The sequence below is a fragment of the Flavobacterium polysaccharolyticum genome (genome assembly GCF_038739875.1).
Taxonomy (GTDB): Bacteria; Bacteroidota; Bacteroidia; order Flavobacteriales; family Flavobacteriaceae; genus Flavobacterium; species Flavobacterium polysaccharolyticum.
In genome coordinates this window covers 20,963-46,976 of the sequence record NZ_JBCGDP010000003.1, presented here as the reverse complement: position 1 = coordinate 46,976, position 26,014 = coordinate 20,963, and the positions used below count along the sequence as shown (strand labels likewise).

Here is a 26,014-nt window from a genome sequence, read left to right as displayed (position 1 = left end):
CAAAAAAAATCCTTTGCCAAGACAGTTATCAGACTTGGCAAAGAAATTTCAATTTATTCTTCTAGCAAAGCCTTTCTAATTTCTTGCAATTCGGCTACTTTTTCTGGACTTACTCTAGGGTATTCTAATCCCATTTCATCCAAAGCATTGATAATGGCCGAAGCAATGACAATACGCGCATACGATTTATTATCTGCGGGAACGACGTACCAAGGAGAGTGCGTGGTGGTTGTTTTTTGAATCAAATCTTGGTAAGCATTCATATAGTCGTCCCAAAAACCTCTTTCTTTGGCATCGGATGTACTGAATTTCCAGTTTTTATCTTGGTCGTCAATGCGCTCTATGAAACGTTTTTTTTGTTCTTCTTTGGATACATTCAAGAAAAATTTAATCACGATAGTTCCATTGCGATTCAGGTATTTTTCAAAATTGCGAATGTCTTCAAAGCGTTGCTCCCAAATAGATTCGGTAACCAATTCTTGAGGAAGTTTTTGAGCTTTCAGAATTTGTTCGTGCACTCGAACGACCAATACTTCTTCATAATACGAACGATTGAAAATGCCGATTCGACCACGTTCAGGTAAGTGTTTTTGGCAACGCCAAAGAAAATCGTGGTCCAATTCTTCGGAACTTGGTGCTTTGAAAGAAGAGACTTGACACCCTTGTGGATTGACACCCGAAAGCACGTGTTTGATGGCGCCATCTTTTCCAGCAGCATCCATCGCTTGAAAAATGAGTAATAACGACCATTTGTCCTGAGTATATAGAATTTCTTGCATATCAGCCAAAGCGTCGACACCTAAGGCCAAAATTTTAGCCAATTTTTTGTTGCTAATTTCAACTTCCATATCGGTTTTATAATCCGATAATTGAAAAGGAGCTTCTTCAGGCACTTTGAATTGAGCCGAAAATTGTTTGGCTCTTTCAATTCGTTCTTTTGGATTTAATTTTTCAAAAAGAAGCTTTTTTTTCTTTGGTTTTTCTTCTTTGCTCATGGAGGTCTGATTTTAGAAAGTTTTTTAAGCGGTTGTTTTTCAAGAGTTTCACTCAAATTTACTTTTTTTATTTGTTGTGTGAAAATAAAATCCTCGCGTATATTCGTAATTCGAAGGATTTAAATGTTTGTGTATCAGTTTTTTTTTTGAGACTTTTTAATAAAAATAGCTACAAAATTTAGGTCTAGGTTAGTTTGTAATTTATTTAGGTCAATACCTATGGTTTCCTTATTTTTGAATTCTAATAAACCAAAAACAGTATGAAGAAACTATTGCTATCTTTATTTTTAGTCACCACAGCTTGGGTTTCGGCTCAAGTAAAAAGCCCTTCTCAGTTCATTCCTGATTATGGCAAACACATTACGTTTTATCATCAAGTTGAAGATTATTTTGAGCATTTGGTAGCCCAAACGCCTTATATCAAATCCAATCGATACGGACAAACGGCAGAGCACCGCAATTTGAATGTGTATTATATTTCTACTCCTGAAAATTTAGCCAATTTGGAGGAAATTCGTTTGAACAATTTAGCAGCCATTGGTATGGCACCCAATCAATCCAAAACTGTAGGTGATAAACTAATTGTTTGGTTGAGTTTTAATGTTCACGGAAACGAATGGGCAGGAACAGAAAGCGCTTTGACTGTTGCCTACGAATTGACCAATCCAGAAAATAAATCGACTAAAGAATGGTTGAAAAATACCGTGGTAATTCTTGACCCTTGTGTGAATCCTGATGGGTATTCAAGATACGGAAATTGGTTGCATGAAATTGCTGGAAAAAACACGCATCCAGGCCTTACGGATAGAGAACATATGGAAGAATGGCCTGGTGGACGCTACAATCACTACATTTTTGATTTGAATAGAGATTGGGCTTGGCAAACCCAAAAAGAAAGTCAGCAACGAATTGCTTTGTACAACCAATGGATGCCTCAAGTACATACAGACGTTCACGAACAAGGTTATAATTCGCCTTACTTTTTCCCACCTTCAGCAGAACCTTTGCATGAGTTTATTGAGCCATATCAAAGGGATTTTCATGCGCTGTTAGGAAAAAACATATCGGCTAAATTCGATGCGCAAAATTGGTTATACAACACTAGCGAGCGTTTCGATTTGTTTTATCCAAGTTATGGAGATACCTATCCAACCTATAATGGAGCTGTAGGTATGACAGTAGAGCAAGGTGGTATTGGTGCAGGTAGAGAAGTAACGATGGAAAACGGAGCAAGTGTAACCATCAAAGATCGTTTGACACATCACGCTACCACTGTTTTAACGATAGTGGAATCGGCAGCTTCTCAAGTTGAACCTTTGTTGAAAGGTTTTAGAGGGTTTATGAATACTTCTAGAAAAACCATGAAAGGGAAGTATGCAACTTATGTAATGAAAAGCAATCCTAAATTAGAGCAATTGGCCGATTTGTTACAAAAAAACAAAATTGAATTTTCGTATGCCGATGCCAAACAAACCGCTAGTGGTTTTAATTACCAAACGAAGAAAGAGAATAGCTTTACTATCGAACCGAATGATATGATTGTAAAAGTGGATCAACAAAAAGCCGTTTTTGCTCAAATTTTGTTCGAACCTAATCATAAATTGAATGATAGTTTGTCTTATGACATTACGGCTTGGGCGTTACCATTGGCTTATGGTGTAGAAGGTTATGCTTTAAAAAATGCTATCAATATCAAAACAAAACCTACGATTGAAACAACTTCATCTTCTATACCGAGTTCAGTGTATGCGTTTCATATTCCTTGGAACAACCGTACTTCGGCTCAAGTGGTAGCGCTATTGCACCAAAAAGGAATCAAAGTACGTTCAGCGATGAAACCAGCGATTTTTGGAAGCACTACTGTAGAACCTGGTGGATTAATCGTGAGCAAAGGAGATAACCCAAAGTTGGTAGATTTTGAAAAAGTTGTGGGTGAAATCGTGAAAAAGAAATCGGATTTCTCTGTTATATCTTCTGGATTCTCGAAAAACGCTAGAGATTTAGGAGGAGAAAATTTTCCGTTGTTGACGGCTCCGAAAATCTTGTTCTTATCAGGTAGAGGAGTAAATTCTACTGATTTTGGTTCGGTTTGGTTTTATTTAGAAGAAACCGTTGGTTATCCAGTAAGTATTGTAGATTTGGACCGTTTCCGAAGAGTGAAATTGCAAGAATTCAATACTTTGATTTTGGCGGATGGTAATTATGATTTCTCTGATGGAGAACAAAAACGCATCAACGAATGGGTGAGTAGTGGTGGGAAAATCATTGCTATGAATGGAGCTTTGGATATTTTTGACGGAAAAGATGGTTTTGCCTTAAATGCTCACGCGACGGATGATGACAAGCAAAAAGCAGAAAAAACCGCCAAAGAAAAAGAATTGAAAAAACGTTTCTTAGATTCGGCTAACGAAGAGCGTCGTGCTATGTCGGATGCTATTCCAGGTGCGATTATAGAAAATGTTTTGGATGTTACCCATCCGATGGCCTTTGGTTTAGGTAAAAAATATTTCAGTTTAAAAACCGATAGCCGTCATTATGCTTTATTGAAAAATGCTTCAAATATTGCGTATGTTCCTAAAGGCTACAAAAGCTATGGTTTCGTAGGTCACGAAATTGGTAAAGAATTACCCGAAACGGTAAATTTCGCCATAGACTATAAAGGTTCTGGAAAAGTAATTTATATGGTAGATAATCCATTGTTTAGAGCGTTCTGGGAAAACGGAAATTTACTCTTTAGCAATGCTTTGTTCTTGGTGAACTAGCCATTTTTTGTTTTAAAACTACAAAGCGCGATTCTTAGGATCGCGCTTTTTTTATGGCTATTTTTTTTGACACAGATTACACAGATTTTCACAGATTAGAAAGTGAAATAACTTTGCGTTCCTTGAGTAACCCTTTGCGAACTTTGCGGTTAAGATTTTAGACACAGATTGCACAGATTTTCACAGATTAAAAAGTAGAAAACTTTTCGTCCCTTGCGTAACGCTTTGCGAACTTTGCGGTTAAATTTTCTCAACAGATTTATTCACCAATAACTTATTTGTTCTTCTATTTTACTTGACAACAACACACCACAACTTATATGACCTTATATGCCTTATATGTTTAAGAAATACTAAAACGGATACCCAATCGCCAAATTAAAAATCAAATTTTCTTTTCTCCACGCTCCATTCCCCAAGTTGATTTGGTCCATTACCCAACGATTCCCTTCAGGAAGATAGGGTTTACGAAGTGGGAAAGCAAAATCCGTTCGGAGGATGAGGAAAGACAAGTCAAAACGCAATCCAAGTCCAGCGCCAACCGCCATTTCTTTCATAAAGTTTTTAGAAAATTTGGCTCCTGGTTTGTCTTTGTTTTCATTGAGTAACCAAATATTTCCCGCATCAATAAAAGCAGCTCCTTTCACAAAATTAAACAAGGTAGTACGGTATTCCGTGTTGAGCTCGATTTTGATGTCTCCTGATTGATCCGCCAAAAAGCCGTTGGTGTTTATCGCTTGATCAAAGTAACTTCCCGGTCCAATAGAACGCGCTCTAAAGGCACGAATACTGTTGGTTCCTCCAATAAAAAACTGTTTGATAAAAGGCATTTCTTTAGAATTTCCAAAAGGCAAAGCGGTACCTACAATAATTCGACTCGCCAATTGGGTTTCCTTTCCTAATTTTATAAAATGGCGGAATTCATTTTCGAATTTTACATATTGGCTGAAAGGCACTCCAAAGACTTTTAGTGTGTCTTTTTTGTCGATGTTGGCACCAGCAATTAAACCTGTCACCGCAGCCGATATGTCTACTGTGCCTTTGTAATAAATGGTGTTTTTCTTTCTTCTTTGTGCCGTGTTGGAGTAGGTGTAAGAGTAGGTGGGGCCAAAAATAAGTTGGCGTTCAATCACTTTACCCAATGAGGGATTGAGTGCTACTTCATCGAGGTACAATTGCGTTACGTTTTGAGGTCGGGCAAAAATGACTTCACCTATGTTTAGTGTATGTTCTCGTCGTGCATTTTCTTTCCAGTTGTACCCAAACAGCGCCTTAAAGGTTTGTAATCTGTACAATTGCTGGCGATCTTGAAATTCATAGCCTAAAGTCGCCTTGGTTTTTGGAGTAAAGCGATTGCTCATTTTGAAGCGGATAGGGGATATCATTCGTGGCCAAATTAAGTTAGCTTCCGTACCTAAACGGTAGACGTTATAGCCATTATTTTGCCCAGAAATTTGAATTTCATATCCACCAAATATAGAAATTGAAAGTAATTCTGCTGCTCTAAAGGTATTTCGATTACTCCAATTTACGTTTAATTCTGTTCCTTGGTAATTGGCTGAGTTGGTTTTGGCTAAAACTTCAAATTGGAAGGATTTTTTTTCTAAAGGCGATAAATAGTAAAAGGCATCTAAGTAATTGCTTTCTATCAACGAAGGGTGAAATTCATTTTTGACCAATTTAAACACACCCAAATTCACCAAACGATTTAAGGATAGATTATGATTGGTACGGTTGTACACATCACCTTTTTTGAAGTACAGTGCGCGATTAAAAATTTTGGGTTTGAACAACGAATCACGGTCTACGATTGTAAAATCGTTGTATTGAGTGACGGCTTTTTTGGAGGCGCTGATGGTGTCGGCTCCCAAGGTGTAATTGGGATAAATTACAATTTGGTTGATTTTATAAATAAATCGGGCACGGGCGGGTGTTTCCTCTTTTACTTTTACAATCAAATCGACTTCTTGTTGGGCGACGGTTGAGTCCACTTGAATTTTTAAATATTCAGGACTGAAGTAATAAAACCCTAATTCTTTTAAGCGTTCGTCGATACGGACGCGCTCTTCTTTTATGGTTTCTAGGTTGTAGGTATTGCCGATTTTGAGCAAATTTCTTCTTTCGGTACTGCTAATGGCTTTGGACAAATCCGAGGAATCCTTAGGAAAAACCACTTTTTTGATGCGGTACTGTTTCGAAGGTGTGACGGTGTATATCGCCTGAATGGTTTTGCCTTTTATAATAGTATCCGCTTTGGTTTTTGCATTGAAAAACCCCTTGTTTTCCAAATAATTTTGCAGCACTAAGCGATTGTATTCGGGATCTAGTTTGGTATTCAAAACGGGTGCTTCACCTACTTTGGTACGCAACCAATTCCGCCATCCTTTTTCGGTTTTGGGTGTTCCTGCCAGATTGTAAATGGATAGTTTTGGATAAATGCCTAAGAAAGATTGATTGGGAATCGGACGTACTAAAGCATTCAATTCTGTAGCCAATGCTTTTTTTTCTTTTGAGCTGGTTGGCCCTTCAACAGTTACTTTGGCACCCATATACAGCAATTCGCCCTCTGCTAGATTTTTAGTAGAAGAACAGCTTTGAAGCCCTATGGCGACAAGCAAAATGAATACTATTTTGTGATACATTTTCACTGTACTTTGGTTTTGATTCCTTATTTACTTCTCTGAAACAACTCTTTAAATTTATTGTAATCCATCGTAATAATGAAAGAAACGCCTGTTTCGACTACTTCCCCTTGAAGGGCTACTTGGTATTTGTTGATGCGATACCCTCTCACTTTATAGCGTCCGTCTTTTGTGATTTGGTAATCGATGGAGACATCGCCAGCAATATTGGTAGCTTTTTCATTGGCTTGTTGGCTACCTTCCAATTCAAAACTACTGCCTACGGTAACTTTTACTCGATCATTGAACAGCTTTTTGGATACAGCTAGATTCAAATCTGTTTTGTTTTCTTTTTGCCCACTAGAGTAATCTTCGGTAGATTGTAAATCAAAATTCAATTCGACACCTTTTATTAAATTACCAGCAAAGTTGTTCAATTGATTGGATAAAATTTTACTTGCACTTCCTCTTGCCATTGATTCGGCAGAGAAACCTGATTCGCTAGACAACGGATTTTCGCCCATAAAATTACCCAAAACCAATAGAGCAAAAACCTGTTTATTCATTTCGTTCGGGTCTTGGCGTAATTGTTCAAGTTTGGCTTTGGTAGTACTCATTACCTTTGAGGAAACCGAATTGTTCTCTGGCATTACGATATCAAATGCAATTTCTGGCTTCATAATTTCCCCTGTCATTTTTAGCTCGGTTTCAAACGGAATTTTCTCTTTATAGGTGTTTTTTTCTGAGTCTGAAATACTACCAATTTGACTTAACACCAAGTCGATAGGCGCCGTGGTCACTTTGTACACTGCGGTAATATTGATATCGGCTTCCATAGGTTCACCTTTCCATAAAATGTAGCTTCCTTTTTTGATGTCGAATTTCTTTTTGATGGAACTGAACGTCATTTCATATTGTCCTTCTTCTATCTCGTATTTTCCTGTTAGATTAGTTTTTCCAGAGGCGTCAATACCACCGTTTAAGTTGGCTGTGCCTTTTACTTTTACAAAATCGCCCGTTGTTTTATCAATAATCATCGTCAATTCGGCGTCTTTGTCTACCGTAATATCCACTGATGCATTGATGCCCATAATGTCGCTTTGACTGGCTTTTTCATCCCCTTTTACAGTAGTCGCCAGCACAGGATGGTCTTGGTCGATAAACTCAACAATGCCTTCTCTGTCGGCTATTGAGGGGTCGGATTGTGGGACAACAATAGTAAAGCGAGTATCTTTATTTACTTTAATTGCGCCCTTGATTATTGGATTTTTACTAGTTCCAGCAATAGTGATGTGGTTGTCTAGGAATAATTCGCCATAGAACAATTCGTTGTCTTTTGCTTTGGAGTTGATGGCTTTAAAGTTTTTAGCATCAATGGCCAAATCAAAAGCGAGGTTGTCCAAAGAAGTCGTGTTAATTAGACCATCAATAATCAAGTCATTGTTTTTTTCGTCTTTGATGGTAAATTTTTTGAAGATTATTTTCTGATTTTCAACAATAATAGCGTCATTAATGGAATTGAAGCTGGCATTGAGTTGCTTTACATTGAAGCCAACGTTGTTAAATTGCAAGAGTCCATTTAAATTTGGTTCGGCAGTTGTTCCTTTGATGTCGAAGTTCCCAGATAAATAACCACTACTTTTAATCAATTGCCCCATTGAAAAACCTTGAATACTCTTCATATTGAGTTTCGCTATGGCCAATTTCATATCGAAGCTATCGCTTTGGCTGCTATACGTTCCGTCTAGTTTTACGTCATTTTCTTGACCTGTGAGGGCTACGTGAGTATCGTATTCGTTTTCTCTTTCGTTTTTAATTTGAATCACAAAATCACCCACGGGTTCTTTTTTGAAAGTAAAGGCGTCGATTTTTATATCCGAGGTGAAAAGTGGTTGCGTCGCTATGTTTTTGACCACAGCCGTTCCGTTGATTTTTCCGCTCATTTGCCAGTCGTCTTTTTCGACCATACTACTTATCGTTTGTATGTCGAAGTTTTCAAATGCTAAAGCGATAGGTGCATTGGCGTTTGGCGTTTGCGATTGCACACTAATACTGCTTCCTTCGTGTTCTAGTTTGAAATCTGAAATAATTAATCCCTTTGGCGTCGAAACGATTTGATTTTTTTCTGGTAGTTGCCAATTTTCATAATTCAGCAAGACATTTTTATCCAAGTGGAGCAAAGTATTGCCTTGATTGGTTTTTACATTTCCAGAAAGAGAATAACGCTCTTTGTCTTTATTATCTTTAAGTTGTAAGGCATAATCGATTTGATTGTTGGCTACTTTTCCAGACAGTAAAGTAAAAGGCAATTGCATTTGTGGATTTTGTATGTCGTCAATGGTTACGCTATAGTTCAGCGCATTGTCATTGGTCGAAATGTTCAAATCGGCATTGGTGATGGTTTGATTGCCATACACTAGTTTTGGCATTTTTCCAGTGACTGCAATCGAATCGTTTACCGAATTGTAACGTCCCGAAAACTGGATGGGAGCCAATTCCTTTACCTCAGGCAATAACTGGGCAAACAACGGACTTTCTTTGGTGTTGAGCGTAAAGCTGAAGTGTTGCGGAGCCGTTGTTTTTCTTTTGGCTTTTGGTGTCGTATTGTAATAATGCGCTATCGAGTTTTGTAAAGCCGTTGCCAATTGGCTAATTTTAAATTGTCCTTCCATAGTCGCATCCATAAGGCTAGAATGCAAGAGCAATTCGGTTTTTTCTTTAGTGGATACCGCTTTAAATTGAACAGAATCTATCGGGAACGCTCCTTTTTCATTGGTGATTACGAGTTGGTGTGCGACTATCGTTCCGTTAAGTCTATCCAAATCGGCGGAAAGGATATCCGCATCGACTTCGCCTTTCAGTTTTAAAGGCCCCGCGTGAAGGTTTAGTTTTTCTAAATCGGCGATGTCGAGATTGAGTTTGATTTTTCCTTTGGGATATTTGTCTTTCCAGTTTCCAGTTCCTGACAAAGTAAAGGTCAAATTGGGGTCGTTCGCATCCATTGTGGCTTCAAAAAGCCCTTGTTTCATTGCGCCATTCCAACTCAAATTTTGATAGGGATACTTATTGTACATCAGTTTCGATACTGTCCCTGTACTTACAATTGTTGCTGTTTTGGGGTTCAATCCCATTCCTTTTACTCGGATGCGGCTACTTATTTTTCCCAAATCTTTATTCTGAATCAAACGACCGATATCAAAATTGGTCAACTCGGCTTGGGCGTCGTAACGTTCTTTGTTTTTTTGGCGTTGGTCGAAGGTGGCTTTTACTTTGGCTTTGCCAAAACTACTATTCAGCACCACATCGGTAAAAAAGGAGTGAATCGTTCCTTTGAAACTTCCTTTTCCGCTCAATTGATTGGGTAAGCTAAGGTTCGAAGGCAAACTTCCTTTGGGTGCGAATTGCTTAATATCTTGTGCCGATGATTCAAAATTTTGAATGACGATGTCGAATCGGGCTTGGTCTACATTGGGTAAGCCTACGATAGAACCGCTAGCTTGTAATTTGGTTTTGCCAATGCCGCTCACTTCGAGATTGGGAATTTCGATGCGATTCAGTTTGCCCGAAACGGTACTGTTAATTAGCAAAATTCCTTTAGGATTACTCGCAAACGGATTGGTGTTGGTGAGTTGAGGCGCCAACAAAAGGACATCTTTGAAACCCAACTGACTCTTTTTTAGATTTGTCTTTACGGATATCTCACCCGGATTTTTACTTAGAGCCGCTATAGAAGGATAGCCTAAAAGCACTTGGTTGCGCAAAAGGGTTTGAGGTGTTTTGAGGTACAACTTTTTCAAATAGCTGTTTTTAGGACCAAAGAAAAAGTCGGTGGAGAGAGAATCTATGACCAAACCACTTTGTTCTTTTCCAGCAAAAGAGGCTATGTTGACCGCAATTGATTCGGGTTTGTAATGAAAATTAGCCGCTTTGAGGTGGGCTTTCTTGAGTTGGATATGGTTGTAATCCAGGCCTTTGCTCAGGCGGTTAAAGTTGTTGTTGTCAAACTGAAAAAACAGTTGAGCGACATCGGTTTGATTGATTTTTACTTCCCATTGGTTCGGTTTTTCGGCGGGGTTGGCGAGCTTGGGAGCCGCAATCTTATTCACTTTACCCAAAGCTACGGCACCTCTTAGGTTTTCGAAATTCAGGGTGTTGATGACTACGAGTTCGTTGGCCAAATCAATCAAATCTATTTTGGTGTACCAGCGTTTGAAGGAAACGTGGGCTTTGGTTTGTTGAACGGATTCTAAGTAATCGAGTTGTACTTTACGAATATCAATTTCACCAAGGTTGATTTTCCAAACGGGTGTTGGGGTGGTAACTATTTTGTTAGACACTACCGTTTTGGGAGTTGCTTTTAGGGCTTGCCATACGTCTGCGGTGAGTCCTGTGACTTTGATTTTAGGCAGGTCGATTTCTTGTTTTTCTAAATCGAAGGTTTGGAATTCGGTGTCGAAGTGTTTGAGTTGTAGTGTGGCCTTGATAGGCTCTTTGGCATCATTATAGACGAAGCGTATTTGATTCAGATTGATTTTACGCAGGACGATGGCCATAGGTTCCGAAGGCTCTTCTTCTGGTTTTTCTGGAGCAGCAAACGCTTGGGTGATGTAATCAAAGTTGAAAGTGCCTTGACGGTTGCGGTCTATTTTGGCAGTGATGCCTTCTAATGCAAGGCTATTTAACGTTAGTTTATTGCTAACCAAATCGACTAGGCTAAAATCGATAGCGAGGTGTTGTCCTGCTAGTAAAGTGTCTTTTTTTTGATCAAATAAATACAAGCCGTGCACTTGTATGGGTTGAAAAAGCCCAAACGAAAGCGAGTCAATGTGTACTTTGGTTTTGATTTTTTGGTGTAGGTAATCGACTGCTTGGTCTTTGGCGAGACGTTGTACAAAAGGTAAATGCAGCGCGATACCCAAAAGTAGCAACAATAGGATGCCTCCCAGCACTAGCTTACGCACGACCGATATACTTTTCTTTATGTTGGGTCTCAAGGGATCGATTTTAGCATAAAAGTAGCTTTTTTAAAATAAAGTAGCAAGTGGTGGGTTGGGGAGGAGAGATTGTGGTTACTTTATGAAGTATAATTTGTTAACAACTAACGTCGCTTTGCTTACTATTGTATGCGGTACAATTGTAGGCGTAAAAGTATTTTTAGAAACATGAATATAAAAGAAAAAATAGGAGACAAAGTCAAGATTATCAGGCTAGAAAAGGATATTACCATTGAGTATTTAGCCAACATTTCTGATGTGGATAGAAACTACATTTCAGATATAGAAAAAGGGAAACGAAATGTTTCAATAGAAATTTTAGAAAAAATAGTTGTTGCGCTTAACTCTAATTTATCGATATTCTTTAATGATGAAAAGTTTAAATGATTATTAACCTACAGACATTTTAGCAGATTCTTTCCATAAATAATTTGGCATGGGTTCATTTAATTCCCATTTAATACTCATTGGTTTTGAACCTTCGTATTCCTTAAAAATTCCTTTGCCAACAAAAACATATCCATTTGTATTTTTAAATTCATTTGTAGATTTTTCTCGAACAAATAAGAGTATTATTTTTCCTAATTTTTCGTGATTAATATAAGTTAATCCTTTTCCGCTATCATTTCTTGTTTGATTTTGAGATTGCCAATGAAATAAAGTTTCACTAATAGCATAATCGTCGTAAAGTGTTGTTGGGGAGTAATCTTCTTCAGATTTAATTAGATCTATAAAAAGAATTTCTGTATTTATCTCTTTGTTTTCAGCAACACCAACACCAATTGCGTTTGAAGATCTTTTTTCAAAAGTTGACATTCTGAATGCTACCAAAATTTGATCTCTTGTGTATCGAGCATGCAATTTTAATGGCTGTTCATAAGGAAGTTCAATGTCAATTTCTTTAAAACCAATTTTATCAATTAATATTTCTAGGACCTCTATAATTTCCTTAACAAGAGTTTTGTTTTTTCCAATTTGATTTATACTTTTTTCTAAAGAATCAAAATTTCCCGCATTTTGCCAAACATCGTAATGAACCATTAACAGCATTGTTTTTTCATTTTCACTAAAATCACTGATTCTAATATTGAAATTTTGCTTTGCTATTTGTAAGATGAAATTGAAATAACTTATGGAATTTGTAGACAACCATTTTTTACCAATGGCTGAATAAATTTGTTTTTCATTAATTTGTTCAAAATCATCAATCACTCCTGCTTTTTGACATAATCTTGACCAACTGTCTTTTTTGTAAATTGTTTCTATTGATAAATGATTTAAACTAATGAAATTTTCTAATGTTAAAGGCAAGGTGGTTTGATGTTGGAAATTTCTAATCTTTGTTATCAACTGATTTACATTTAAAGATGTTGCTCTTTTTATATTTTCTAAAATAGTTTCTTTTGCTTTCTTTTCTAAAATAACTGAACATCCTAAAGGTAAATGAGGAAAATCATCTTCTATTTCCTTTTGAACAGATGTAGTAGTTTTTCCAATCAGCGCTCTAAACTTACTTTCGAAATCATATTCTGGTCTTGAATTGCCAACAAAATCCAAAACGGTCAAACAATCTTTTTCTTCTGCTAAACGCAAACCACGTCCTAATTGTTGAAGAAAAACCGTTAAACTTTCAGTTGGTCTTAAAAATAATACAGTATCAATTTCTGGAATATCAACACCTTCATTGAAAATATCAACTACAAATAAGTAATTGAATTCCTTTTTCTTGAATTGTGCCCGAATTTTTTCTCTTTCATTTGAATTTTTACTTGTTAAACATTCAGCTTTTATACCCGCTAAATTGAATTTTTCTGTCATAAAAAGAGCATGCTCTTGAGTAACACAAAATCCAATAGCTCTGACATCATTTAGGTCGTTTGTGTATTTTTCAAGATTTGAGATTATTTGTCCAACTCTCACATCGTTTTTTGTGTATAAGCTTGTCAACTCACTGGCAACATACTTGCCTTTTTCCCATTTAACGTTCGTTAAGTCAATACTATCTGTTATTCCAAAATATTGAAACGGACATAATAATTTTTTGTTTAGTGCTTCTGGAAGTCTAATTTCAGCAGCAATACGATTGCAAAAATCCTCCAAAATATCTTCACCATCCATTCTTTCAGGAGTAGCTGTTAATCCTAAAAGCACTTTTGGCTTGAAGTAATTAATTATAGGTCGATAGGTTGCGGCTGAAATATGATGTACTTCATCAACTATGATAAAATCATAATAATCAGGTGAAACTTTGATGTCTTTAAGTCTATTATTCAAAGTTTGAACCGAAGCAAAAACATATTCATTTGAATTGGGTTCCAATCCGTCAACCCATAAATCACCGAAATTATTGTCTTTTAAAACTCCTTGAAACGTAGCTTTTGCTTGCTGCAAAATTTCTTTTCTATGAGCGACAAAAAGTATTTTTGATGATTCATTATTATTTCTGAAATTTTTATAATCAAAAGCTGAAATGACTGTTTTTCCTGTTCCTGTTGCAGCAACTAAAAGATTTCTATATCTGTTGTGTACTGACCTTTCCACTTCTAGTTTTTCAAGTATTTCACTTTGATAATGAAAAGGTTTTATGTCAAAATAAGAAGTTGTAAAAGTATATTCCTTTGAAATTTTCCCTTGTTTTAAAGCTTCTACTAATTTTACGGAATGAATATTTTTATCATATAATTCAAACTCAGAATTTTGCCAATAGGCTTCGAATGTTTTCTTGAACTTGTCAATGATATGACCAACTTCTTTGGTAGTTACTTTTAAATTCCATTCTAATCCATCGGTCAAAGCAGAACGTGAAAAGTTGGATGACCCGATGTAGCCAGTATGAAAACCTGTTTTTCTTTGAAATAAATACGCTTTCGCATGTAATCTTTCATTACCAGTATTATAAGATACTTTGACTTCTGTATTTTTTAATGATGACAAAAACTCCACTGCTTTTGCGTCCGTTGCTCCAATATAAGTAGTTGTGATTACTTTCAGTTTACCACCTCTTTCAGTAAATTCTTTTAGTTCTCTTTCAAGAATTCTAATTCCTTTCCATTTAATGAATGAAACTAGTAAATCGATTTCATCCGATGATAAAATTTCTTTTCTTAATTCACTTTCTAAAGTTGTTCCTGAATTTCCTCCTGTAAAAAGTTCACTATGAATTAATCTTGTGTAAGGTGTAATTTCTTTTAAGTGTAAATCTAAATCAGTAAAGTGACTGTCAACTTTGGTAAATACAGCTTTCAATATTTTCCCTTCAGTTTCTATCAAATCATCCTCAAACTCTTCTTTCTTTAATTCTTCTTTTAAAAATAAAATGATTTTATTGGCGATTTCAATTTGAGTTTCCAGTATGTCGTCACCTTTAATTAAATTAAAAGCTTGCTTTATCGTTTTGCCGATATGTTGAGATAATAATTGAGCAGCTTCTGCTTTGTCAATTGAAGTTTTCTTTACCTGAAAAGTGTCTTTGTTTAATTCGTTTAACTTATAGTTTATTAGTTTAGTAACTAATTCTTCATACAATCCTTGGTTCATAGTTCCAGTTTTAGAAATTCTTCAACAATCGGTAAATCAGCTTCAGCCCAATCTAAATGTAAAAGTTCTGATTTGTCAAGTAGTTTATAATCATTATGTTCGGCTAAAATAATTTCTCCTGAAACATATTTTGATAGAAATGGAATCAAATTAATGGTAAAAGTTCCATAATTATAAATACTATTTGATAATTGTCTTACAACTTCAATTTCAATATTGATTTCTTCTTTGATTTCTCTTTTAATGCATTCAATTACATTTTCACCTTCTTCCAATTTTCCACCTGGGAATTCCCATTTTAAAGGCAATTTCATTTGTTCACTTCTTTGAGTGACTAGTATTTTGTTGTTTATCTTAATGATTGCACAAGTTACATTTATCATCATGTATTTTTTTTAAAATTAGACAAACTTTTTGATTCAAATTTCGAAAAGTAATAAATTATTGATTTAATTTTATGTATTTTTATAAGTCTTTACTTAGTGTATTATGAGTTAAATAAGTATCGCTATAAACTATCTTTCAAATAATAATTGGTATTTCAAAGGAGATTACTAACGAATTATTAATCATGTGATTTTGTTTTATTGATTGTGATGTCCGCTGCTTAAGTATTTAAAATTTTAAAAAGTTAATTTTCAGTGTAATGGCAAAAAGGCCTAAATATTATGTAGTTTGGAAAGGAAGAAAAACTGGTATTTTTTCTTCTTGGGAGGATTGTAAAGCTCAAACTAACGGATTTGATGGCGCGGTTTTTAAATCGTTTGAATCAAAAGAATTAGCAGAGGAAGCATTTCATAGTTCAAGTTCAGATTATGTTGGTAGAAATAAAAAGGTAGTTAGCTACTTATCAAAAGAAGAATTAGCGTTAATTGGTGAGCCAATAGAAGATGCAATAGCTGTTGATGGGGCTTGGGACAATACAACAGGATTAGTGGAATATCAAGGGGTTTATATTAAAACTGGTGAAGTGTTATTTCATGTGGGACCGTTAGAAGATGGTACCATTAATATGGTTGAATTTTTAGCGATAGTACATGCTTTGGCTTTGTGTAAACAATGGCATTGGACTATACCTATCTATTCGGATAGTAAAATAGCTTTAGGATGGATAAAAGAAAAAAAAGCAAGAACTAATCACTCATTCAGTGAAAAAAACAAAAAGTTATTTGAAATGTTAGCTAGAGCTGAAAAATGGCTTAAAAGTAACACTTATGAAAATGAATTATTAAAATGGGAAACCAAAGCTTGGGGTGAAAATCCAGCCGATTTTGGTAGAAAATAAATTTTATGTTAGACAAAAACAACAACATATTAGATGGTTTAAATGATAAGCAACAGGAAGCTGTGGTAAGTAACAACAAGCGTCTTTTAGTTTTGGCTGGCGCTGGTTCGGGCAAAACAAAAACATTGTTGCAGAAAATTATTTATTTAATTGAGGAAAAGAAAGTACATCCATCAAGTATTTTAGCTATTACATTTACAAAAAATGCTACTAATGAAATGATGGATCGTTTAATTGTTGCAGCTGATACAACAGGTTTATATGAGCGTATTATCTTTAGTAAAGTATTAACTAAAAAAGAAAAAGACGCTGAACGTAGAAATTGGCAGCGTAAATACAAATGGATTGAAGGATTAACGGTTCGCACATTTCATAGTTTTTGTTATAGTGCATTACGTTCTGATGGTGTAAAAGAATTTGATAATAAGTTTAAGATTATTGGTGATGAAAAATCATCTGACATTGAAGATATTTCTAACAGGATTGCTGATGAAACAGTTTTTGAGGTATTCCACAAAATCTTTATTGAAAAATGTGATGATAATGCTTTCTTACTAAAAACAAAACGTTATGTTTTGGATTATTTAGTAGATAAAATTCATATTTCAAGAGAATACGAAAATCATAAAGTTACAGATGGAAAGTTTTATACCACATTAAATGCTACAAAAGTAAAGTCTAAATCAGAGCAATATATAGCAGATTGGCTTTACAGACATTGTATTTCATTTGAATATGAACCTTTATTAAATGTAAAAGACTTTGATTTTCATCCCGACTTTTATATTCCTGATGCTAATTTGTATTTAGAACATGTGAGTGAGAGGAGCTATCCAATGGAAGATAAAGAAAAACAGTTTGCTAAAGGAAACATATTATATGCCAAAACCTTTGAAAAAGACACACAAGATTCAGCTGTATTCAATCATACATTGGATAAAATTATAAAAAGTAGATTGCCTTACGATTTTCATGAAAAGAAACAATTAAGTTTTTTGGAGGAATTTAAGGGCTATTTTGAAGAAGTGAAAGACTTTGTTCGTCAAATTATTCGAATTTGTGATATGATTAAAGTAGAGAATATCTCTATTGATGAAGTGGTTAAAAGAGCTTCGGCTGATAAACATGAACGAATCAGAGTATTTTATGAATTAGCTATTCCAATTATTTCACAATATATAGCTTACACCACCAATAAATCGTATTTAGACTTTAATGATTTGATTTCTAAAACAACTTCATTATTTACAAATCATGAAGATATTAGACAGCGTTATCTAGATAAATTTCAATATGTTTTAGTAGATGAGTTTCAAGATGTTAATAATTTACAAGTAGAACTTATAAGGTTACTTATAAAACCGGAAACACAATTATTTTGTGTTGGTGATGATTGGCAAAGTATTTACGGTTTTAGAGGTTCAAATGTAGAGTACATTATCAATTTTGAAAAATACTTTTCAAATGCACAGGTAATTAAACTCAATCAAAATTATAGAAGTGAGCGAAATATTGTAGAAGCAAGTAATGAAGTTATTAAATATAACAAACACAAAATTGATAAAGATATTTCCGCTGTAAAAGATTCACAGCAAAAAATTATTATTCAAAAAGGGAATAATTTAACCGACAACGTAAGATATTGTATTGAAAAAGTTCAAGATTTACTTGAAGAAGGTTATGCAAAAGATGATATTTTATTTTTATACAGAAGAAATAATATGTTTTTAAGTTACAGAGATCAGTTTAAACAACATAAATTCTTTGTAAATGGGAAAACAATACACGCGTCAAAGGGACTAGAAGCAAAAGTTGTTTTCATCATTGGACTTACAGAAGGTAAAGGTGGTTTTCCAGATGTTTGGTTAGAAGATAGATTGTTTCAAGTTATTAAAACTGCTGATTATAATTTGCTTTTAGAAGAAGAGAGAAGATTGTTTTATGTTGCAATTACAAGAGCAAAAGACAAATTATATTTGGTTACGGAAAAAGGCAATGAATCAAGTTTTTTAAACGAGATTCCAGATGAATATACTTCAAAAAGTAACCAATTGGCAAGAATAAATCATAGACAAAACGAATGTATAAAATGTTATGCTCCTATGAAAGAAGATTGGATTGTTTGCCCAAAATGTGGACAAAAAAAATAATGTTTTTTCAATAAAAATCATATAAAATCAACTTAATATCACTTCTTTGCTTATGTAGCAAGACGAAGATTAATATTCTTCAGAATCCGAATTCAAATGACTATAGAATGGACAAGGATAATCATTTGATAATAACCAATTAAATCAATTTCTAATTGGTTATTATCAATCCCCAGAGAAGCGTTGTTTATTTGATGTTGTTCGAAACCTTATTCGTGGTGGCTAGCCCCGGGAGTAGTGGCATCCTTTGTAGCCGGGGTTCGGCTACAAAGATAGAACGAATCACGGGAGGGGACGTACTTTCGGTCCTTAGGCGGGCTGCTCCCCAAAAGCATAATCGGTATAGCCACGGTACAAACTACCTTTTGTGAGTTGGAGAAGCAGTAGCGGTTTTTTTAGTGTTTCTTGTGTGTACTGTTTTCTAAGCGTTTTGATTTTTGTTTGTTGCCCCAGATTTCAAGAAAGTGGCAAGGATGCCATTCCTGCCCAACTATAAGGTTATATCGTTTTTTTGTGATGAGGTTATTGTAATTTGTTGATTATCATTTAATTTTGGTAATTAGCACAAAATGTTAGTATAAAGTATATTTTTACAAATCAAATAGAAAATTCACAAAATGCAAATAGGAATAATAGGACTTGGAAAAATGGGATTTAATCTCGCTCTAAATTTAAAAAGAAACGAATATCAAGTGGTCGCACAAGATGTCAATACTGATTTTGTTGCTAAAATTGGTCATGAAGGAATTGAAATGGCTTATACTGTTGAAGAGTTATGCCAAAAATTAAGCGGTCGTAAGGTGATCTGGCTAATGGTTCCTGCAGGAGAAATTGTTGATGCGGTGATTCATGCTTTGCTTCCTTATTTGTCTCCAAATGATATACTTATTGATGGGGGGAATTCTAATTTTAATGATTCTAAGCGTCGTTATTCAAAACTAAAAACACTTGGTATTGATTTTTTAGATTGCGGAACTTCAGGTGGAACTTCTGGAGCCTTGCATGGAGCTTGTACCATGATAGGTGGAGACCCAGAGGTGTTTGATTATGTAGCTAAAGTGTTTAAAGATATTTCTGTTGAAAATGGTTCTCTTTATACCGGTGCAGCAGGAAGTGGCCATTTTACCAAAATGGTGCATAATGGCATTGAATATGGTATGATGCAATCTATTGCTGAGGGATTTGAAGTTTTTGAGCATTCAGAATTTGATATTGATTTTCAAAAAACTGCTAAATTGTTCAATCATGGTTCTGTGGTACGCAGTTGGTTGATGGAATTGACCGAGAATGCTTTTGCAAAAGATCCAAAATTAGACGGTATCAAAGGAATTATGCATTCTTCTGGCGAGGGTAAATGGACATTAGAAACCGCCTTGGATTTAGGCGTGCCCACTCCAGTTATTGCGCTTTCTATTATGATGCGCTATCGATCACAAATGTCCGATACTTTCTCTGGCAAAGTAGTGGCAGCACTCCGAAATGAGTTTGGGGGGCATGCAGTAGAGAAAAATGAATAATATTTTTGTCTCCATTCAATTCAATGAAGTACTCACGTTTATAAAATTATAATTCATGTCTTTACTGATCCTTATCGCAAGTATTGTTTTGTTATTGGTTTTGATTTCCGGCGCTAAGCTCAATGCTTTTATAGCTTTGATAATAACAGCTTTTTTCGTTGGAATTTTGAAAGCGATGCCATTCGTTACTTTACTTGAATCTATTCAGCTAGGGATTGGAAATACGTTGGGTTCTCTAGTTCTCATTATAGCTTTTGGAGTGATTTTGGGGAACTTACTTTCAGACAGTGGAGCTGCTCAAAGAATTAGTTCGGTAATGATTCGAACTTTTGGTGTGCAACACATCAAATGGGCGATGGTGCTTACAGGTTTTTCTGTAGGGATTTCAATGTTTTATAATGCTGGTTTTATCATACTAATTCCGATGGTTTTTGCGGTTGCCAAAAGTACAAAACAGCCTGTTATTTATCTAGGCATTGCTATGGCTTCCGCTCTGTCTATCACTCACGGTTTTTTGCCACCTCATCCAGGGCCAACGGCCATCGCCGTTATTTTTAAAGCGAATATTGGGAGGACTTTACTTTATGGTTTAGTGATTGCGGTTCCTGCTCTAATTGTTGCAGGCATAGTTTTTCCTGAATTGATAAAAAAAATTCATGCCTTCCCTCCCAAAGGACTATTCGAAAGCAAAACATTCGCAGAATCAGAACTGCCTTCTTTTCAAATAAGTATTATTACAGCCTTAGTTCCTGTTATTTTAATGGCGTCAGCAACTTTTAGCGAATTGGTTTTGACTGAAGAAAATAGTTTGCGTCACATTTTAATTTTTATTGGTAATCCCACCACTTCTTTACTAATAGCTATTTTGTTTGCGATAGTTGCCTTGGGGCTTTTTCGCGGTAGAAAAATGCAGGATATTATGGATACCTCTGGAGTGGCATTAAGTGCTGCAACAATGATTATACTAATAATTGCTGCTGGTGGAGCCTTTAAACAAGTATTAATAGATAGTGGAATAGGAACAGATGTCAGTCTTTTTTTTAAAGAATCTTCTCTTTCGCCTTTGGTTTTAGGTTGGCTGATTGCAACGATTATTCGTATAGCTTTAGGATCTGCTACTGTTGCTGGATTAACAGCAGCAGGAATTGTACAACCCTTAGTTATTCAATCGGGCGTCAGTCCAGAATTAATGGTACTTTCTATTGGTGCTGGAAGTTTAATGTGCTCTCACGTTAATGATACAGGATTTTGGATGTTCAAAGAATATTTTGGGATTAGCGTTTCGGATACGTTTAAAACTTGGACAGTGATGGAAACCATTATTGGTGTTATGGGATTAATAGGCGTACTGTTATTAAATGTATGGATCAAATAAATAGAGCGCCTATGTATTATGTTGGAATTGATATTGGTACTACAGCTACAAAAGCAGTTTGTTTTGATATCCAAGGAAATGTTGTCGAGGAATTGTCAATTTCGTATCCTATGTTTCATCCTAAACCACATTGGAGTGTTCAAGATCCGCAAGAAATACTAAACGCTGTTGTAACATGTATACGGACTATAACCAAAAATATTCAACCAGAATTTATTAGTTTTAGTGCAGCCATGCAAAGTGTTATTGCCATTGATTCTGAAGGAACGCCCTTATCACCCGCTATTTTATGGGCCGATAATAGAGCCATAACTTTAGTTGAGGAGCTCAAAAGTTCCAATAAATCACAATGGTTGTATCAGAAAACAGGCATTCCAACGCATCCTTTTTCGCCTTTGGCCAAAATAGCATGGTTCAAAGCGTTTGATGCTGAAACGTTTTCCAAAACCTATAAATTCATTAGTATAAAAGAATATGTTTGGCATCATCTTACAGGTGAATATGCTATTGATACTTCAATGGCATCAGGAACAGGACTAATGAATATTCATACTTTACATTGGGATGATGAAATTCTTGCTTATTTGAATATACAAGTGGAACAACTTTCTCCAATTCATGCAGTGACTCATTGTTTAAATGGGATTTCGGATGATTTTTTATATGTGATTGGAGGAGGAGATGGTGCTTTGGCAAATCTAGGAACTGGTGCAATGAATGATGGATGTATGGCTTTAACCATTGGTACCAGTGGAGCGGTTCGACTCCCAATTGATCACCCCTTTCTTGATGCCCAAATGAGAACACAGTGTTACCATCTCAAAGACAATCAATACCTTACTTTAGGAGCTGTAAATAATGGAGCAATTGTGTTGCAATGGCTTAAGGAAACGATTTTAAAAACAACCGTTCCTTATGAAACTCTTTTTCTAGAAGCTGAGAAAATCCCTCCAGGTGCTGATGGATTGCTTTTTGTACCTTATTTACTCGGGGAGAGAGCGCCAATTTGGGATGCATCCGCTCAAGGAACTCTTTTAGGAATGCAAATTACACATACTCAATCGCATTTGGTCAGAGCTACTTTAGAAGGGATTTTGTTTGGATTATTTCAAATTACTGAAATTCTGATTCCTGATGAAGAAAAGCGAAAAAACACTATTGTCATGGTTAGTGGAGGATTTGGTAAAAGCGAATTTTGGTTACAAATAGTTGCTGATATTTTTCAAATGAAAGTAGCTATACCTAATACCGTTGAAGGTGCTGCTTGGGGTGCTGTTTTAATTGGTTTGGAAGCCACTTCCGGAATAATTAATACGAAGCAAAACAGAGGAAAAACTTTTTTTCCAAATCATTCAAATGCAGAAGTGTACAGAGAAGCCTTTACTAGATTTAAAAAAGTATATACTCTGCTAAAAGAAATATAGTGTTTGCTGTTTTTTAGCGGATTAGTTGTCTTTAAATGAAATTATGTTTCATTGTGGTTATGTCTAAAGTAATTTTCCCGCTAAGAAAAATGCCGAAATAGAAAAGTAAATAATCAGTCCCGTAACATCCACCAAAGTAGCCACAAACGGAGCCGAAGCCGCAGCGGGATCGAGTTTCATTTTGCGCAACAAAAACGGAATCAACGAGCCCGAAAGCGTTCCCCATAAAACGATAAATAGGAGAGAAGTAGAGACACTTAGCGCAACCCACAACCAATACGGACCGTAATCATAAATTCCAGCTTCTTGCCAAATCACAATTCGAATAAAGCCTAGGAGTCCAAGAATACCTCCCAATAACAATCCAGAAACAAACTCTTTTTTCATCACATACCACCAATCCCGCAATTGCAATTCTTTTAGCGCCATGGCACGAATAATTAAAGATGCCGCTTGCGAACCCGAATTTCCTCCACTCGAAATAATCAACGGAACAAACAAAGCCAAAACTACGGCTTTGGCGATTTCGTCATCATAATGGCCCATAGCGGAGGCGGTGAGTAGTTCTCCCAAAAACAAAACGACCAACCAACCCGCTCGTTTTTTGACCAAATCGGAGAGTGATGTTTTGGTATACGAAAGATCCAATTCTTCCATACCTCCAAATTTCTGCATGTCCTCGGTATCACGTTGTTCGATTTGTTCTAATAAATCATCAAAAGTAACAATGCCTACCAAGATTCCTTTTTCGGTCACAATAGGCAAGGCTTCACGGTCGTATTTATCAAAAATGGCCAAGCTTTCTTCTATTTTTTCGGTGGTGCGAATGGCGATAAAATTTTTGTCCATCAATTCGGCAATCAAAGTGGTGTCTTCTGCCATTAGTAACTGACCTATACGCAAATCGTCAATCAACTTGTTTTTGTCATTCACGACATACACAAAATTGAGTGTTTCGGCTTTTTTACCATAAATCTTAATCGATTCCAGTACACGTTTCACTGTCCAGTCTTTTTTCGCCTGAATATAATGAGGTGTCATCAATCGGGCAATACTATCATTTTCGTAGCCTAGTAAATTCAGCGCTTGTTCTCTTTCTTTTGGGTCCAACAAATTGATGATTTCCTTGATGATACTATCTGGGAAATCCGTCAAGAGAAGCGTTCTATCATCTGGAGCCAATTCATTAAACAGTTCCTTTGTAGCTTCATTTCCCAAATTCAAAATAAGCTCTTGTTGAATCGCACTATCAAAATACGGAAACACTTCGGCTTTGGCTTCACCTGCTAAAAGTAGAAAGGAAAGTACGCGATCTTTAGAGCTTTTTTGAGTCAGTTGGTCGGCAATATCCGCTGGATGTTTGGAAGTGATGTAATCCATGATAATAGAAGTTGTTCGTTTTTTGATAGCTCATGCTAGAGCAACAAGCAATAAAATATGTTGAAAAGAATTTTGTTATTCTGTCCAAAAAGTACCTATAGCATAGGTTTTGGCTTGTCCGCTAATGATAACGCGATCGCCCCGTAATTCACAATTGAGTTTTCCTATTCTTTCAGAAATTTGAAGCGCATAAAGCTCGTTTTTACCCAATCTTTCTGCCCAAAGCGGAATCAAAGAGCAGTGGGCTGAACCCGTAACAGGATCCTCGAGTATTGAAGCTTGTGGCGTAAAAAAGCGAGAGACAAAATCACTATTTTTTCCTGGAGCAGTTACAATGACACCTCCAGTTTCCATATTGATTTGGTCAAAGAGATTGCGATCTATTTGAATGTTTTTTACAGCTTCTTCATCCTCATAGATCAAAACATAGTCTCTAGATTTTAGGACTTTTTTTGGAGCGATACTCAAAGAGGCTTTTAAGTTCTCAGGAAGAGCGGAGGGAACTGGCATTCTAGATGGGAAATTCAAGAAATAGTAATCGCCTTCTACTAAAACCGTAAGGTCTCCGCTCAGGGTTTCGAAAACAAACGTGGTTCTTGGATCATTTAGAATAGTTTTTAAGGCATGAACCGTAGCCAAAGTAGCATGACCACATAAATCCATTTCAATCTCGGGGGTGAACCAACGCAGATGAATTTTTTCGCCTTTGTCTATAAAAAAAGCGGTTTCGGCAACAGCATTTTCTTGGGTGATTTTTAATAAAAGCGCATCGGGTAACCACTCTTTTAAGGGAACGACCACGGCTGGATTTCCTCCAAATAAAGTATCGGTAAAAGCATCAATTTGATAAAAGTCTAATTTCATGGGTATGTAATTGTTAGCTAGTTTTTTTATTTTTATCAAAAATAAGGATTTCTGTGGTTCTTATGGTTACTATTCTTACCGATGGATGACTTTTTGAGGATATTTATTTCCATAAAAAAAACCTGATGTTTTGAGGATCAGGTTTCATTTTCTTAGGATAAGGTAATTACAATTGATAGGCTTCTTTCAAGAATGCTTTTAAAGAAGTTGGTTCTTGACCAATGAACGTTTTTAGACTGCCATCTACTTCTTCAAAGTCATTGTTTTTCATTCCTGCGGCAAAAAGTACCGACATGGTAATGATGGGTTCGGGTAGTCCAAATCCTTTTAGAGCGTTTTCAAAATCGGCTGAAGAAGGGCTGATGTATGGTACTTCTTTTCCTGATAGTTCTGATAAATAGCTCGCAATTTCAGTAAAAGAATGCGCTTGGCTTCCAGTAAGATGGTACGTTTTATTCTCATGTCCACTACTTGCAACAATTTTAGCAATAGCTTTAGCCAAATCGTTTCGGGTTGCAAAAGCTACTTTCCCTTCCCCAGCAGGGAAAAAGACTCCTGTTTCGAGTACGTTGGCTCCAATAAACATTGGTACCACATCGGCATATAAGCTATTGCGTAAAAAAGTATAGGTTAGTCCGCTTTGTTTGATGTATTCTTCGGTTTCAAAATGATCCCCAATCAAAGGTTTTAAGGGGGAGTTTTCAATATTTTTCAATGTTACTCCAGTATACAGTATGTGTTGTACTCCAGCAGCTTTTGCCGCATCAATCACATTTTTGTGCTGACCAATTCGATCATTAAAATCACTAGAAGAAATTAAAAGCAAGGTGTCAATTCCTTGCATAGCTTCTAGTAAGCTTGAGGGATCTTGATAGCTACCGATTTTTACGGTTATTCCTTTTTCAGAAAAGGTAAGGCCTTTTTCGGCACTTCTTGCGAGCACGGAAAGCTGAGAAACTGGATAAGTTGCTGTTAGTTCTGAAACGATTTGACTTCCTAGTTGGCCAGTGGCTCCTGTAATTAATAATTGACTCATTTGTTATTTCTTTTAATATTAATACTTACTTTTGTAGAGCAAATATCTTTTAGTTAGTGTTATTATGCAAGACG

Annotated in this window: 15 protein-coding genes; 7 read left to right on the top strand and 8 right to left on the bottom strand. The window is 35.8% G+C overall.

Translation table 11 applies throughout. The features are described from left to right. Positions 1 to 53 precede the first annotated feature (53 nt). Positions 54 to 995: a polyphosphate kinase 2 family protein gene (locus tag WFZ86_RS03665; RefSeq protein ID WP_342690675.1), complete on the bottom strand. Its 942-nt coding sequence runs from the start codon at positions 993 to 995 to the stop codon at positions 54 to 56. 260 nt (positions 996 to 1,255) lie between these two features. Here WFZ86_RS03665 and WFZ86_RS03660 point away from each other — a divergent pair, with 260 nt between their 5' ends. After that, entirely contained in the window at positions 1,256 to 3,757 is a 2,502-nt protein-coding gene (locus WFZ86_RS03660; RefSeq protein WP_342690674.1) for a M14 family zinc carboxypeptidase, read from the top strand. A gap of 353 nt (positions 3,758 to 4,110) precedes the next feature. On the opposite strand, the gene tamL is transcribed toward WFZ86_RS03660, so the two are convergent. Next, the gene (gene tamL, locus WFZ86_RS03655) at positions 4,111 to 6,399 is read right to left on the bottom strand and encodes a translocation and assembly module lipoprotein TamL (protein ID WP_342690673.1); all 2,289 of its coding nucleotides are present in this window, start codon (positions 6,397 to 6,399) and stop codon (positions 4,111 to 4,113) included. A 26-nt stretch (positions 6,400 to 6,425) separates the two neighbouring features. Continuing rightward, on the bottom strand, positions 6,426 to 11,372 hold the full coding sequence (locus tag WFZ86_RS03650) for a translocation/assembly module TamB domain-containing protein (protein ID WP_342690672.1): 4,947 nt from the start codon (positions 11,370 to 11,372) through the stop codon (positions 6,426 to 6,428). Positions 11,373 to 11,540: 168 nt separating this feature from the next. On the opposite strand from WFZ86_RS03650, the gene WFZ86_RS03645 reads away from it, so the two are divergent. Then, the gene (locus WFZ86_RS03645) at positions 11,541 to 11,759 is read left to right on the top strand and encodes a helix-turn-helix domain-containing protein (protein ID WP_342690671.1); all 219 of its coding nucleotides are present in this window, start codon (positions 11,541 to 11,543) and stop codon (positions 11,757 to 11,759) included. A gap of 3 nt (positions 11,760 to 11,762) precedes the next feature. Here WFZ86_RS03645 and WFZ86_RS03640 read toward each other — a convergent pair whose 3' ends face one another. Together WFZ86_RS03640 and WFZ86_RS03635 are read right to left on the bottom strand one after the other, a co-directional pair. Then, entirely contained in the window at positions 11,763 to 14,909 is a 3,147-nt protein-coding gene (locus WFZ86_RS03640) for a DEAD/DEAH box helicase (RefSeq protein ID WP_342690670.1), read from the bottom strand. Beyond that, a complete protein-coding gene (locus tag WFZ86_RS03635) occupies positions 14,906 to 15,295 on the bottom strand; it encodes a (deoxy)nucleoside triphosphate pyrophosphohydrolase (RefSeq protein ID WP_342690669.1) in 390 nt (129 codons plus the stop codon). The genes WFZ86_RS03640 and WFZ86_RS03635 overlap by 4 nt, the downstream gene beginning before the upstream one ends. A gap of 260 nt (positions 15,296 to 15,555) precedes the next feature. On the opposite strand from WFZ86_RS03635, the gene WFZ86_RS03630 reads away from it, so the two are divergent. From WFZ86_RS03630 to WFZ86_RS03610, 5 genes are all read left to right on the top strand, one after another. Continuing rightward, a complete protein-coding gene (locus WFZ86_RS03630; protein ID WP_342690668.1) occupies positions 15,556 to 16,194 on the top strand; it encodes a ribonuclease H1 domain-containing protein in 639 nt (212 codons plus the stop codon). A gap of 5 nt (positions 16,195 to 16,199) precedes the next feature. After that, positions 16,200 to 18,344 (top strand): ATP-dependent helicase, encoded by a 2,145-nt coding sequence (locus WFZ86_RS03625; protein WP_342690667.1) that lies wholly within the window; start codon positions 16,200 to 16,202, stop codon positions 18,342 to 18,344. Between the two features lie 617 nt (positions 18,345 to 18,961). Continuing rightward, the gene (gnd, locus tag WFZ86_RS03620) at positions 18,962 to 19,861 is read left to right on the top strand and encodes a phosphogluconate dehydrogenase (NAD(+)-dependent, decarboxylating) (protein WP_342690666.1); all 900 of its coding nucleotides are present in this window, start codon (positions 18,962 to 18,964) and stop codon (positions 19,859 to 19,861) included. Between the two features lie 55 nt (positions 19,862 to 19,916). Next, positions 19,917 to 21,236: a gluconate:H+ symporter gene (locus WFZ86_RS03615; protein WP_342690665.1), complete on the top strand. Its 1,320-nt coding sequence runs from the start codon at positions 19,917 to 19,919 to the stop codon at positions 21,234 to 21,236. Further along, positions 21,224 to 22,660, top strand: coding sequence for a gluconokinase (locus WFZ86_RS03610; protein ID WP_342690664.1), 1,437 nt, complete (start codon positions 21,224 to 21,226; stop codon positions 22,658 to 22,660). Before WFZ86_RS03615 ends, WFZ86_RS03610 begins: the two co-directional genes overlap by 13 nt. A 63-nt stretch (positions 22,661 to 22,723) precedes the next feature. Here the strand turns inward: WFZ86_RS03610 and mgtE are convergent, their stop codons facing one another. The 3 genes from mgtE to WFZ86_RS03595 form a co-directional block, all read right to left on the bottom strand. Further along, a complete protein-coding gene (mgtE, locus tag WFZ86_RS03605; protein ID WP_342690663.1) occupies positions 22,724 to 24,040 on the bottom strand; it encodes a magnesium transporter in 1,317 nt (438 codons plus the stop codon). 75 nt (positions 24,041 to 24,115) lie between these two features. Next, positions 24,116 to 24,904: a PhzF family phenazine biosynthesis protein gene (locus WFZ86_RS03600; protein ID WP_342690662.1), complete on the bottom strand. Its 789-nt coding sequence runs from the start codon at positions 24,902 to 24,904 to the stop codon at positions 24,116 to 24,118. A gap of 166 nt (positions 24,905 to 25,070) precedes the next feature. Continuing rightward, positions 25,071 to 25,940: an SDR family oxidoreductase gene (locus WFZ86_RS03595; protein WP_342690661.1), complete on the bottom strand. Its 870-nt coding sequence runs from the start codon at positions 25,938 to 25,940 to the stop codon at positions 25,071 to 25,073. Positions 25,941 to 26,014: the final 74 nt, after the last annotated feature.